General features: G+C 53.8%; 7 protein-coding genes and 9 pseudogenes (1 of these 16 cut by a window edge). 9 read left to right on the forward strand and 7 right to left on the reverse strand.

Features of this window, described 5'->3' with window-relative positions; all coding sequences use genetic code 11:
- Together istA and ACMX3H_RS04185 are read right to left on the reverse strand one after the other, a co-directional pair.
- Positions 1-89 (reverse strand): annotated as a pseudogene (gene istA, locus ACMX3H_RS04180) (IS21 family transposase) (its annotated part extends 878 nt beyond the left edge of the window); the annotation flags it as partial.
- Positions 62-1,311: pseudogene (locus tag ACMX3H_RS04185) on the reverse strand (MFS transporter). The pseudogenes ACMX3H_RS04185 and istA, both read right to left, overlap by 28 nt.
- 193 nt (positions 1,312-1,504) lie before the next feature.
- On the opposite strand from ACMX3H_RS04185, the pseudogene ACMX3H_RS04190 reads away from it, so the two are divergent.
- The 4 pseudogenes from ACMX3H_RS04190 to ACMX3H_RS04205 form a co-directional block, all read left to right on the forward strand.
- Positions 1,505-2,239 (forward strand): annotated as a pseudogene (locus ACMX3H_RS04190) (LysR substrate-binding domain-containing protein); the annotation flags it as partial.
- Between the two features lie 198 nt (positions 2,240-2,437).
- A pseudogene (locus ACMX3H_RS04195) lies at positions 2,438-3,661 on the forward strand (ROK family protein).
- 117 nt (positions 3,662-3,778) lie between these two features.
- Positions 3,779-4,463 (forward strand): annotated as a pseudogene (gene bioD / locus ACMX3H_RS04200) (dethiobiotin synthase).
- Between the two features lie 106 nt (positions 4,464-4,569).
- A pseudogene (locus ACMX3H_RS04205) lies at positions 4,570-5,552 on the forward strand (MFS transporter); the annotation flags it as partial.
- A 121-nt stretch (positions 5,553-5,673) separates the two neighbouring features.
- Here the strand turns inward: ACMX3H_RS04205 and ACMX3H_RS04210 are convergent.
- Entirely contained in the window at positions 5,674-6,024 is a 351-nt protein-coding gene (locus ACMX3H_RS04210; RefSeq protein WP_415209922.1) for a DUF1283 family protein, read from the reverse strand.
- Between the two features lie 125 nt (positions 6,025-6,149).
- On the opposite strand from ACMX3H_RS04210, the gene ACMX3H_RS04215 reads away from it, so the two are divergent.
- A complete protein-coding gene (locus tag ACMX3H_RS04215) occupies positions 6,150-6,482 on the forward strand; it encodes a YnfA family protein (protein ID WP_415209923.1) in 333 nt (110 codons plus the stop codon).
- A gap of 169 nt (positions 6,483-6,651) precedes the next feature.
- Here the strand turns inward: ACMX3H_RS04215 and ydfG are convergent, their stop codons facing one another.
- The 3 genes from ydfG to ACMX3H_RS04230 are packed head-to-tail and all read right to left on the reverse strand — an operon-like array spanning position 6,652 to position 8,181.
- On the reverse strand, positions 6,652-7,401 hold the full coding sequence (ydfG, locus tag ACMX3H_RS04220; protein ID WP_415209924.1) for a bifunctional NADP-dependent 3-hydroxy acid dehydrogenase/3-hydroxypropionate dehydrogenase YdfG: 750 nt from the start codon (positions 7,399-7,401) through the stop codon (positions 6,652-6,654).
- A 57-nt stretch (positions 7,402-7,458) separates the two neighbouring features.
- Positions 7,459-7,608, reverse strand: coding sequence for a hypothetical protein (locus ACMX3H_RS04225; RefSeq protein ID WP_415209925.1), 150 nt, complete (start codon positions 7,606-7,608; stop codon positions 7,459-7,461).
- Between the two features lie 33 nt (positions 7,609-7,641).
- Positions 7,642-8,181 carry an aldo/keto reductase gene (locus ACMX3H_RS04230; protein ID WP_415209926.1) on the reverse strand — a complete coding sequence of 180 codons (540 nt, stop codon included), beginning with the start codon at positions 8,179-8,181 and terminating at the stop codon, positions 7,642-7,644.
- Positions 8,182-9,195: 1,014 nt separating this feature from the next.
- Here ACMX3H_RS04230 and guaD point away from each other — a divergent pair.
- A pseudogene (gene guaD / locus ACMX3H_RS04235) lies at positions 9,196-10,511 on the forward strand (guanine deaminase).
- Positions 10,512-10,897: 386 nt separating this feature from the next.
- Here guaD and ACMX3H_RS04240 read toward each other — a convergent pair.
- A complete protein-coding gene (locus ACMX3H_RS04240) occupies positions 10,898-11,227 on the reverse strand; it encodes a hypothetical protein (protein ID WP_415209927.1) in 330 nt (109 codons plus the stop codon).
- Between the two features lie 87 nt (positions 11,228-11,314).
- On the opposite strand from ACMX3H_RS04240, the gene ACMX3H_RS04245 reads away from it, so the two are divergent.
- From ACMX3H_RS04245 to ACMX3H_RS04255, 3 genes and pseudogenes are all read left to right on the forward strand, one after another.
- The gene (locus ACMX3H_RS04245; protein ID WP_415209928.1) at positions 11,315-11,920 is read left to right on the forward strand and encodes an integrase arm-type DNA-binding domain-containing protein; all 606 of its coding nucleotides are present in this window, start codon (positions 11,315-11,317) and stop codon (positions 11,918-11,920) included.
- A gap of 63 nt (positions 11,921-11,983) precedes the next feature.
- Positions 11,984-12,541: pseudogene (locus tag ACMX3H_RS04250) on the forward strand (site-specific integrase); the annotation flags it as partial.
- Between the two features lie 175 nt (positions 12,542-12,716).
- A pseudogene (locus ACMX3H_RS04255) lies at positions 12,717-13,427 on the forward strand (MFS transporter).
- Positions 13,428-13,537 lie beyond the last annotated feature (110 nt).

A 13,537-nucleotide genomic window follows, 5' to 3' on the forward strand; every position in this document is an offset into this window, starting at 1 on the left:
CGATTCGAGCGACGYTGCTCAAATTTCATGCGTAATACATTGATATAGATGCASATTTCTGTTATCGYGTTCTTCTTTTTACGTGCCATGCCATACYCCCGGAAGCTAAAAGTCTCCAGAGTATGGCGGAATAGAAGATGAGCGATCGGACAGAATCGGAATCAGTGATCGGGCGTGACCGGAACCAGCAGCCGTGCCAAAAGAACCCTCCGAGGGTACCGGCGGTACTGGAGCCGAGATAGTAACAGAACAAATACAGGGAGGAGGCCTGACCTTTGGCGCGACGCGCATGGCGGCCAATTCAGTCGCTGGCGACGGAGTGGGCGGCAAAAAAACCGCAGGCAAACAACATCATGCCGACAAAAATTGCCGCAGCGGCGCCAACAATGTCAGCAGCAGGCCAACCACCATGATCAAAATGGCCACCATCATAACCGGCCCGCGGCCATAGCGTGCGGTAAGCGCGCCGGCTTTAGGGGAACTCCAGGAACCGGTCAAATAGACTACCGACAGTAAGCCCACCACCGCCTGGCTGAGCAGCCACGGCGGCGAGAGCAACCGATAGCCGATATAGTTAAACAACGTGACGAACGAGCCCATGAGCAAAAACCCTTCGATGAACAGCAGCGGCAGGCCCTTATCACGCCAATGCAGGCGGAAATTGATTGCCAAATTGCGGGGTTTCAACGAGGTTGGGCGGAAATGACGCGACGCGGGCAATATACGCCAGAACATCAGCGCGGCCAGCAGCGCCATCAAACCAATACAGCCCACCGCAATACGCCAGGAGAACAAATCGGTCATAACGCCGCTCAGCAACCGGCCGCTCATGCCGCCGATGGAGTTGYCGCTGATATACAGCCCCATGGAAAAGGCAACCCCGCTGGGATGAATCTCTTCGCTGAGGTAGGTCATCGCCACCGCGACGACGACGCTGAGCGACAGGCCGATACAGGCCCGCGTCAGGAGAATAGCCTGCCAGCTGGTCATGAACGCGCTGAGTAGGGTAAAACTGGCGGCCAATATCAAAGACACCACTATAACCGATTTACGGCCCACCGCGTCCGACAATGGACCGGTAAACAGCAAACCCAGCGCCATCGTACCGGTGGATACCGAGAGGGAAAGGCTGCTGGCGGCGGGAGAAACGCCAAAATCCGCCGACAGTACCGGCAAAATAGGCTGGACGCAATAGAGCAGGACGAAGGTAGCCAGACCGGCGAAAAACAGTGCCAGGGTAAGCTGTATGAATTGCGGGGTACCGCGTTTGATGTACAGCGAGCGGGACGGAGCAGTTACAGGCTGGGCGATATGCGTCGCCGGCGCGTCCGGCGATGAGGCCGTGGTGCGCGAAAGGGTGTTCACGATAAATCCTTAATGCCAACATCATGGAAGGTAAGCATCAACGGCGGCGGCCGCTGATTAGCTGAATCGTTTAATAAGAATAGAAAACGGCAATTTTTTTGTCTAATATATTAATAATCATAATTGATATTTTAAAAATATGAATATTGAGCTTAGGCATTTACGGTATTTTATCGCGGTGGCCGAGACGCTGCATTTCGGCCGCGCCGCGGAGAAGCTTCATATCTCCCAGCCGCTGTTAAGCCAGCAGATCCAGATCCTGGAGCAGCAGGTAGGGGCGCTGCTTCTGGAGCACAATAACCGCAACGTCAGGCTGACGCCGGCCGGTCGACAATTTCTGGAACAGGCGTGGTAAATCATTGCCCAGGTCAATCAGGCTGCGGACCGGGCTGCGCGGGTGCATCGCGGGGAATTAGGCGAGATTACCATCGGCTTTACCGCTTCCGCGCCCTTTATCATATCCATTTCCGCCAGCCTGTTGGCGTTTCGTCAACAGCATCCCGATGTGCATATCCAAATGGTGGATACCAATACCAAACAGCAGATTGAACCCTTACTGACCGGCAAGCTGGATATCGGTATCATGCGCAACACGCCGCTACCGGATGCGTTGGACTATCAATTGCTGCTGCGCGAACCCTTCATCGCGGTGGTACATCAAGATCACCCTCTTGCCAGCGTGGCGGGCGAAAGCATCACGGGGCGCCAGCTGGCGGACGAGCAGTTCGTCTTTTTTGACCGCAAGGTCGGCACCGCGCTGTATGATGAAATCCTCTTGCTGCTCAAACGCTATGATATCGACCCCTATATTACCCAAGAGGTTGGCGAGGCGATGACCATCGTCGGCCTGGCGGCGGCAGGCCTCGGCACAGCGCATGATACATTTAATGCTGCAGGGGCAGTAATTATGGCGGACCGTAATTCCTTTGCGGGCGCTAGCCGTGCCGGTGCCCGCAACAAATATGTGCGGTAAATCACATTTCCAATCAAATAGTTGACGGCTAAACGTAAAAGTTTCACCATACCCCCAATCTTATTATTTTATAGCGTGAAAAATAGCGGGAGCGGATCAGTGATTGGCATTGGTCAACCCGGGCATATTGATCAAATTAAGCAGGCGAATGTGGGTGCGGTGTATCGTTGATTGACACGTATGGTCCCGTCTCCCGTATCACGCTGTCCAAATATGCCCATTTGGCGCCTGCAAGTATCACCAAAATCGTGCGCGAGCTGATGGAAGCGCATTTGGTGGGCGAGACGAAATACCAGGAAAACGGTTTACGCGGCCGGCCGGCCATTGGCGTCGTGGTGGAGACGCAGGCCTGGCATTTTCTCTCGCTGCACATCAGCCACGGCAGTATCTCGCTGTCGCTGCGTGAACTGTCAAGCAAATTGGTGGTGGAAGACACCGTCCCCTTGCCGTCGCAGGCTTCCTTGCCGCTGCTGACACGGCTCATTGCCGTGGTGGATGGGGTTTTTACCTGCCATCAGCGCCAGTTGGAGCGGCTGACGGCTATCGCGGTCACGGGTCACGGTGCCCGACATTATCGACGCGCAGGCCGGTATCATACACCGCATGCCGTGGTACGATGTTTGCGATATGCCGCTGGGGGAAGTCCTCAGCAGGCATATCGGCGTGCCGGTCTACCTGCAACATGATATTTGCGCCTGGACCATGGCCGAAGCGCTGTAGGGGGCGGCACGAGGGTGCAACGATGTGGTGCAGATTGTCATTGATCATAATGTCGGCGCCGGCGTGATAACCGGTGGTCGCCTGCTGCATCGCGGCAGTCGCTCCCTGGTGGAAATCGGCCATACGCAAATCGACCCCGACGGTAGGCGCTGTTATTGCGGCAATCGCGGTTGTCTCGAAACCGTCGCCGGCATGGAAAGTATACTAGAAAATACCCGCCAGCGCCTGAAGCGCCAGCCGGACTCGGTGCTCAACGACGTCCCATTAAGCGTGGAACGCTTATGCAGCGCGGCGCTGGCCGGCGACCGCGTGGCACAAGAGATCATCACCGGCGTCGGACTGAACGTCGGGCGAATTTTGGCGATGATGGTAAATCTGTTCAATCCGGAAAAAATTTTGGTGGGATCGCCGCTTAACGGCGCGGCGTCAATTCTGTATCCGGTCATGCAACGCTGTATCCAGCAGCAATCGCTGCCGGATTACAGCCGCAGGATTCAAATCCAGGCTACCAGTTTCAGCCATCATGGCACCATGCCCGGCGTGGCGTTGGTAAAAGATGCCCTCTACGATGGTTCACTTTTGCTAAAGCTGATACAGGGGTAAAACCGCAAAAATATTGAGCTAACGCAAGCCACCCCTCGCCGCAATGACGTATATTTCATCCTGATTCTCCCGCGAAATTTTATTAACTCTAATGGATTACGACAGTCTGGAGTTGCCATGCTGAAACATATGTTTGTCACCGGTACGGATACCGCCGTCGGTAAGACTGTTGTCGCGCGCGCTATTGCAGCATTTAGCGGCGAGCCATTATACGACGATAGGCTATAAACCTATCGCCGATAGCAACCTGATGACCGCCGAAGGACTGCGTAATCACGATGCCCTGATATTGCAAACGTCGTCCTCGCTGGCGTGCCCCTACAGCGATATCAATCCGCTACTGATCCCCGAGACCGCCGCCGATTGTTTTAACGGCGAGGCGGTAGATTATGACACCATGAGCCACGGGCTGCGGCACCTTTCCACGCTGGCCGATACGGTGGTCGTGGACGGTAATTGCGGCTGGCGCGCGATTATGAACGACTATCGGCCCTATTCCGAATGGGTTATCCGCGAGCGTTTGCCGGTGGTGCTGGTCATTGGCATTAAACTGGGCTGTATCAGTCATGCAATACTGACCGCCGGTGCCATCCTCAACGACGGTTTACCGTTATTGGGCTGGATTGCCAACTGTATTAATCCGGGTCTGGCGCATTACGCCGAAGTATTGAGCGTGCTCAATCGCATCATGCCGGCGCCGCAGTTGGGTGAATTGCCTTACTTGCCACGGGCGGAGCAGCGTGACCTGGCCAAATTTATTGATTTGTCGCCGTTGGCGCTCGGGGTGCAACACTCCGCGTAAACGGCGAGCACAAACCGGCACCCCCGTGCCGATAAGTACCCGGCTGTCCGCTCAGAGAGCCAGCTGCTATAATCAGCGGACAAAAAAACCGCTCAACAGGGACCTTATGCACCAGACGCTGGCGTCAACCGCTGCGCCGTTGCGGCTCGGTTGGATACTTATTGCCTGTATGTTGGCCATGTTTATGGCGGCGGTAGAAGTCACCATCGTCGCCACCGCCATGCCGGATATTATCGCAAGCATCGGGGGCTTCCCGCTGCTGAGCTGGGTGTTCTCCATCTATCTGCTGTTACAGGCCATCTCCATCCCGATTTACGGTCGCCTGGCGGACATGTTTGGCCGCAAACCGGTGTTTTTTGTCGGCACCGGGCTGTTTCTTACCGGCTCCATACTGTGCGGTTTTGCGAGCCATATGCCGGCGCTCATTTTGTTTCGCGCACTGCAGGGACTGGTGGCGAGCGCTATCGTGCCGCTCGCCACCACGATCATCGCCGATGTCTACAACCAGCAGGAACGTGTGCGCCTGCAGGGCTATCTTTCCAGCGTCTGGGCGGTATCGGCCATTATCGGCCCGCTAATGGGCGCGTTTATCGTCCGGCATTATCATTGGTCAGGGGTGTTTTGGGTCAATGTCCCGCTGGGCATTATCTCGGCGGGATTGCTGGCGCGCTATCTCCCGGCAGCGCCAAGCCGGTGTGACGCGCCGTCGCTGGATGTGGCCGGTATCGCCTATATGACGCTGGAGGTCGGTTGCCTGCTTATCGCCCTGTTGCAAGGCGATGAGCTGGGCCGCTGGCGCGCGGGACTGCTCATGCTGCCTGTTATCAGCGCCGTGCTGTTGGTGCGGGAACAGCGGCGCTGTGGCAAAGCAAAATTATTATTGCCGGCAACGTCGTCGGACTGATTATCGGCGCGGCGATGATGGGTATCGCCGCGTTTTTATCCACCTATATTCAGGCGGTGCTGGGCGGAAGCACCCTTGAGGCGGGCTAGACGCTGGCGGTGATGTCTTTGGGCTGGCCGCTGGCGACGATCTTCCGGGTGATGTCCGCTTTTACGTTTTCGCACGCGGCCTGCGCGCCGAGAGGCACGAGCAGGGCCAGCGTGGCGGTTAACAATATTGATTTCTTCATCCTGTCATCCTTATGTGATAATGAAGTGGCGTTTTAAGCGTAGCAGCGATGCGCCTTTTAGGAAATTCGTCATGGGCTTAGGGGGCCAGCAGCGAACGCCCCGTGCGGCGGTCCAGACAACGGGAGGTATTGGACTCCCAATAGGCGTTGACGTTCTGGCTGCTGTTGCATTTTTCCTGGAGATCCACCACCTGATCGTAGCGATCAAAATCTTTCTCGACACGCGTATTCACTTTGTTACGCAGCATATGGGTGGCATTCCATTGTTCCTGACTCTGCCGGGCCGCTTCCCGCGACCGGGCGGTATCGCCGGAATCGATAACGATATGCTGGGTGGTATTGCTTGCGGCAACGCCCGCGCCGGCGTATGCCATCAGGCCCAATGCCAGCAGGCCGCCGAGCAAACGTTGAGTCGGGATTATATTCATGCCATGTTCCTTCTAAGCTGTGGCGGCATAACGCGCTGAAAATGTATGCGGTAATCAATAATATCATCTCAACCCCTTTCAGAACCATCAACGACCGGGTTGATGTTGATACAAACGGAGCATGAATGACAAAAACCCTGTTGCTGTATTTTGCAACCGCCGTCGCTGAAATCGTCGGCTGCTATCTGCCGTATTGCTACGTCAAGCAGGGCGGTAGCGCGCTGCTGCTCATCCCCACTGCGCTGAGCCTGACGGCGTTCGTTGGGTTGCTGATGCTGCATACCGCCGCCCGCGGCCGCGTTTATGCCGCTTACGGGGGAGTGTATATATTGACAGCGCTCCTGTGGCTGAGGTTCATCGACGGAATAAAATTATTGTCCCAGGATTGGCTGGGTGCGGCGGTGATCTTGTGCGGCGTGATTATCATGATTGGCGGCTGGCGCAACGGCGTCGGCTGACGAAAGGAGGGGGAGAGGGAACACCCTGATCCACCGACGGCCTGCCGCGCTTGCCCCCTTGGGAGCGCCGCCGCCCTGTGCGGTTCAAGCTGCACGGCGCCCGTGCCGGCGCGGATCCCCGCGCCACGGTGCGATAGCGGGCGGCTTCCGCAGGGACCGCCTCTTTCGTTTAGTTCTCGCGATGCACGCTGAGTCCCGCGAAGGACTGGCTAACCGGCATCATTTCCAGCACATTGATATTGACATGGGCGGGCAGGGTCGCCACCCAGAACACGGCCCCGGCGATGTCGTCCGGCATGAGCGGGTCGGCATTTTTATAGGTGTTTTCCACCTTTCCTTCATCGCCTTTGAACCGCACCGACGAGAATTCCGTTCCCCCCACCAGTCCCGGTTCAATGTCCGTCACCCTGATGCGGGTGCCGACCAGATCGGTGCGCAAATTCAGGCTGAACTGCCGGGTAAAAGCCTTGGTGGCGCCATAAACATTGCCGCCGGCATAGGGCCAGCGGCCGGCGGTGGAGCCGAGATTGATAACATGTCCACGCCGCCGCTCGACCATACCTGGCAGCAGCGCTCGGGTCATATACACCAGGCCCTTGTTGTTGGTATCGATCATGGTTTCCCAGTCGTCCAGATTGGCGTTTTGCGCCGGCTCCATGCCTAGCGCCAGACCGGCGTTATTCACCAGCACGTCCACTTCGCGCCATTCGGCAGGCAGCCCGGCCACCTGTTCGGCTACGGCGGTTCGGTCGCGCACGTCCAGGCGCAGCGGGAAAAAGGCCTCACCCAGCGCGTGGTGCAATTCCTCAAGCCGCGCCTGACGGCGACCGGTGCCGATAACCTTGTGTCCCTGCTTGATAAACAGGCGGGTAATGGCTTCGCCAAAACCGGCGGTGGCGCCGGTAACAAAAATAATCATTATTGCGTTCCTTTTTGGTTATTGCGGACCCACGAGTACCCCATTAGATCTCTCTGCTCAGGGATGGCGCAGATAGGGCGCAATCAACGACAAATCCGCCGGCGACAGGCTGTCGGCGGCGGTTTGGGCCTGATGCCAGTAAGGATAAAGCAGCGGAGGCCGGCTGACCTGCGCCAGGCGCTGAAATTCGGCGCTGCCCAGCACCAAATCTGCCGCCTGCAAATTGTCGCGCAGCTGTGCCTAATTTCGCACGCCGATGATAGCCGATGAGACCAGGCGAGAGCTGATTAGCCAGGCCAGCGCCACCTGCGCCGCCGACGCGCAGCGATCGTCGGCGATCTCCACCAACTCATCGACGATGCGGTAGAGGGCTTCCTCGTCATGCACCTGCGGTTCGTTCCACTGAGCCAATTGGCGGGTCGTGCCTTCGGGCTTGCGATCACGACGATATTTTCCCGGCAGCAGGCCGCCCGCCAGAGGACTCCATATCAGCACGCCAAGCCCCTGATCTTGTGCTATCGGCAGAAGTTCATATTCCGATTCGCGCGCTTGCAGGGTGTAATGGATTTGCTGACTCACCGGACGCACTGTCGCCAAACGCTCGCTAACGCCCAGCGTTTTCATAATATGCCAGCCGGAAAAGTTGGACAGACCCACATAACGCCCCTTACCGGCGCTGACCAAATGCTCCAGCGCGGAAAGCGTCTCTTCCAGCGACGTCAAGCCGTCCCATTCATGCAACTGATAGAGATCGATATAATCGGTTTTTAACCGCCGCAAACTGRCWKSSCASGSKCNAWTSRGRYMRTSSCSCRWCRGRMMACGSKCMTTGGNGGCCRKCMSSNCATCNNAWRWCGNGCSWTGSTSSMNCASCWSGNASANCAWNTCGKYKMYGNCKCCRSCRSCKNGMAKACANATCGKYKSYGKCGMYRMMRKYGRMRWMCRCWTCSRNGGYRWMKAKMRAMKTGRCGRCSGNCTTCSNGSCAMRTMGCKAYKKNNGRCKKYGGNGMWTYKGCCWYKWCNCKMYKRMYGWCWTNGGYGMMKWNGMCTYNASCRCSGAANTSYNCAWKSTKSMRWGACYYARYWNGRMRATMYKCMATCKTNAATGNCCTMMKTKAYRANTWTTMCRTSNGNKAAKGCNCNKCCGYKRTMRMYTTKMNCGTGANNNAAGSCGCNCRCCSSGGTMRMCTTRSGNGTRMRRSCCNGCTYASCYKGSNTWAASWKARKGYAYGKCYSSGSTTNAGSKTGSMYWAANAGMRYNCATKKCNGSKGTTMWKSSYGSACMWAWSMKMSAKTNCGCTRKNATTCSCKYWYSYMYSWTASARWMRNTAGMWNCGMTWWTGMMMKKKACAARNNAAYMGYWYGMKRAKKMAMYGSAMAMGGTWACCKYYYKCRNNGMGTCACSGYWARMGNGWKASYKYCMTCAYNNCKTMACSKTWASMKYRASMKTRWCMTYANCCTTAACCTTAACCTTAACCTTAACCTTAACGGAATAGGGATTTTTATCCAATTGATAAATAATGACAATACGTGTTCATTTGTTTTTGCCAACGTGGCCCGCCTCTTGCGATACTCTTACGCTCGACTTCATCGGCTCGGCGGTGACCCGCCGCTTTCGTATCAGCGCTGATGCTGTAAAGCGCTGCGTGGCTTACCGCCGGGTAGCGCGATGGCGATAGCACAGGGTGAAGTTTGATATTTACCGGGCGCGGCAACGCGGCCCTCCATCGCAGCATTAAGGATGGCGAAACTACCGCGCCACCGGTCCGGCGGTGATTATGACAGGCGAAAACTATGCATTCGATAAAAGCCCTTCGCGGCAGTTTTTTTGATATTACCCACCTCGTGCGTCATCCCGATGCGCTAGAACAGGCGGCCCGCTTTATTGAAGATGGGGTGATGATCATCGACGCGGGCAAAATCCGCTCCTTACAAACCTGGGAAGAAGGACGCCATCACTTGCCGCCGTCAGTCCCCCTTAACCACTTTCCGGGCAAGCTCATTGTGCCGGGCTTTATCGATTGCCATGTGCATTATCCGCAAACCGAGATGATTGGTGCCTGGGGTAGCCAACTTTTGGAATGGCTAAATCATTATACTTTCCCCACGGAAAGTCAGTACCACTGCGCCGATCACTCCGCCGCGATGTCGGACTTTTTTCTCCAAGAGCTATTGCGCAACGGCACGACGAGCGCACTGGTATTCGCTACGGTGCACACGGCATCGGTAGAAGCGTTATTTACCGCGGCGTTTCAGCGGAACATGCGCGTTATCGCGGGGAAAGTCATGATGGACCAACATGCCCCGGCAGCCCTGCTGGAAACGCCGGCGCAAAGCGGAGGGATACCCGACGGTTGATTGAGCGCTGGCATAACAAAGGTCGATTGGGCTATGCGTTAACGCCGCGCTTTGCGCCGACCTCGTTGCCGCAATTACTGTCGGCGGTGGGGGCGCTGAGGCGGGAGTACCCCGATGTCTGGCTGCAAACCCACCTCAGCGAAAATCCCCAGGAGGTGGCCTGGGTCAAGCAGCTTTACCCTGAACGTGCGGGCTATCTGGATGTGTATCATCATTACGGCCTGACCGGCCATAAAAGCGTCTTTGCCCACTGCCTGCACCTGGAGGATGAGGAGTGGCAATGTCTGGCGGCCACCCGCTCGGCTATCGCGTTCTGTCCCACGTCTAACCTGTTTTTGGGCAGCGGGCTGTTTAACTTGCAAAAAAGCTGTGACGCCGGCGTTGCGGTGGGTATCGGTACCGATGTCGGAGCGCGAACTACGTTTAATGCGCTGGAAACGCTGGCTGAAGCGTATAAAGTGGCGCAATTGCAACATTATTGTCTGTCGGTGTACGAAGCCTTTTATCACGCCACACTTGGCGCCGCGCAGGCGCTGGCGTTAGATGATGTTATCGGCAATTTCGCCGTTGGCAAAGAGGCGGATATGGTGATTTTGGATCCTGCGGAAACGCCGCTGCAGCGATTACGCCAGCAAAACGGTAAAGACATTCACGAAAGGTTGTTTGCCCTGATGATGCTCGGGGACGACCGCAATATTTATCAGACGCTGATCCAGGGGGAGGTCGCCTGGCAGCGCGGGCATGAGAAATGAGAACAGGGGCGCGCAATAATACCTTCTTTTTTTGCCGCCGGAAGCGGCTAGGTTAACAACGGCGCTCCAGTGTGTTCAGCAAGCATGCTAAATTAAAGTGACAACGTCACCAATAACGCTATCGATTTACGTTAACGCCGGCAAACCCTCATGCAAGATAGCGGTTAAAGGGTGGATATACTGCCCGGCCGGCATGCGGCCCAAACGCCGACAGGCGTAGGCACACTGCCGGCAAAGAGGGCGGTATCGCGTGATGCGACGTGTAACGTGGGGTAGCCGCGTACTTCACCGCCTAAGGCCAAAGCCCACGCTTAAAAGAGGTCGGAGAGGCATAGTCCGGACCGTCTCCCGCGCGGATTGGGCACCGCCGCGGTAAGCGCGGATGGCTACTGTGGCGTTTTCTTAAGCGTTTTGAGCAGCCGCTTGGTCATGCGTAAGGTCTGAAAAAAAAAGTTCTCCGGCCGGCTGTGGCGCAGTTCGCTTCCTCCCCCCACGCGGCGGCACTCATCGTCACGTTGATCCAAGGCGTAGTGACTGGCCGCGGTCACTAACGCCTGTTGCGGCCAACCGGGCAAACGTCCGCGCCCCTGCGGCGCCAAAGGCGTGAGCCACCGCAGGCCTAGAGGATCGTTTTCGGTGAGCGACAGCAACAGTCGGCCAGGAAGGGCGATAACTTCTTGTTTTAACTCATAACAGATGATTTCATTCAGTTTCAACTCACTGTAATAAAAAGAATTTTATATGTTGTCTGATTTCACTTTATAACATAGTATTTCACCATAACGACACCCGTAAGAGCAGGAATATTACTCACTGACAGCAAGATCAAAGGTATTAAACCAAAAGAGCAAGCGTATTACGTGTGGCAATCATCAGCCACCAGAGGTACAGGACGCTTGGGTCTGAAAATTTACCCTTCCGGCAGAAAGATTTTTGTTTACAAGTACCATAAAGATGGTGCTCGAAAATTCCTTTCACTGGGAGATTATCCCACTGTAACTCTCGCAGAAGCAACCGCAAAAGCCCTCACCGCCGCCGCCAATATCAGCGCGCCAGAAAAGTCTATTGCTCAACACGCCACTATAAAACAATTGTTTGACGATTACATCACTACTCAAAAAAAACTGTGCAATCGCTCTTATGACAAAACAAAAAACAGACTCAACCAGGTATTAACCAGTAAGTACATTGATCCTGCTATACCCGCTAAGGAAATAATACCTATTCAGATCAAACGTGTTCTTGCAGATTTTATAGAGCGTGGAGCAAACGCAGGGGCGAATAAGGTTAGAGCTAACCTGCATGCCGTATTCAATTTTGGCTTATTCGCGGACAACGATCCGGCCAACATTAACGGAAAAACCATTTACGGGCTTGACCGAAACCCGGTAAACGTCATTCCACCGTAAAAACGTGTAGATAAGGCTCTTGATCGTTTTTTATCATGGTACGAACTCAGCGAACTATTACGATTACTCGCAGTAGCCGAATCAGCCTGCCCCATTCATCCAGACTTTGCTCAATTGACCCTGCTGTGTATCTTTAGCGCTGGGCAGCGCCCGTGGGAAATAATAACCAATACTCGCGATCAATGGGATGAGAAAAATAAAACCCTTACAGTACCCCCTCACATATCAAAAAATAGTGATTTCCACATTATCCCACTGAATAAAAGCGCCACTGAGATTCTGGAACGACAGAGAAAAAAATATCCAGACGCGATGTTTCTTTTTCCGAGTAATACAAAAGAAGGGCATTTGCTGTCCGCTGAGTACAGTAAACAACTCCGTAAATTCTGCAAATTAACCGGTTTTGATAAATTCACACCCAGAGATATTCGCCGTACCTTTAAAACCCTGGCAGGAGATATGAGCATTAGTGCGGAAATGCGTGATAGACTTCGAAATAACAAAAGGCCAGGCGTGTCAGCGAAACATTACGATAGGTATGATTATCTAAGAGAAAAACGAGAAATAATCGAACAATGGGAAAAAAATGACTTGCTTTATAATGGATATAATTTTACATAGATTAGCTATCAGGTATGAACTGCTAATAGATTAGAAATATAGGGTCTTATACCGCTAGGAATACTCTTTTGCGGATACAAAAGGAGCAAGTATGCAATCAGTAAAAGTAGGTATCACTGCTATACAACAACTGGATTCAGCTCCCCTAACAAAAAATCAAAAATCCCTTATATGTATGCTTACTATTGGAAATATTCTCGAATTTTTTGATTTATTTCTAGTCGGTTTTGTCATTACCCTGCTTATGCAAGATCAACGGTGGTCATTAAGCACAATACAGTCAGGTTTAATCCTCGCTGGGGCAGGACTTGGAACTGTCATCGGCGCAATTTTTTGGGGGTGGCTTGCTGATAAATATGGCCGTAAGAAATCATTTTTCTCATGTATTTTATTACTTGTAATATTTACCGGACTGGCTGCACTAACGCCTGAAAATAATTGACTCTTTTTGTCAATCATGCGAGTTTGTGTAGGTATAGTCGTTGGTGGGCTTAATGTGATTTCTGTGCCTTATGTTCAGGAATTTGTACCTTTTAAAAAAAGAGGGCTACTTACTGGTCCGACTTCAGCATTTGTACCATTGGGCCTATTTCTTGGATCATTCGCAACTCGTTATCTGGCTGAACCGCTTGGTTGGAGAGGACTTTTAATTATTGGTTGTCTTCCTGCTATTTTATTAGCATGGAGAAAATTCATTCCAGAATCACCACGATATTTACCCTCTAAAGGACGTTTTCAGGATACCCGTGAAGCTTACGCATGGGCGATGAATATCCCTGTAACTAAAGTGGGGCATTTACCTGAATATGTATCGATTAGCAAAAGGTCTTATCTAAATATAATAAGACACTATCCAAAAGTAAGCGCCCCGTGGAGGACGTCTTGAATTATTGGTGGGTTTGTTGTATGAGACAGTAAACCTACGTTACACGCTTATGCTCATTGCATTTTCACATTGTATTGATTTTAATAACTTTTATTTCCATCCCGGTTTGA

It is taken from the genome of Sodalis sp. (in: enterobacteria) (assembly GCF_047607725.1).
GTDB lineage: Bacteria > Pseudomonadota > Gammaproteobacteria > Enterobacterales > Enterobacteriaceae > JBLKSS01.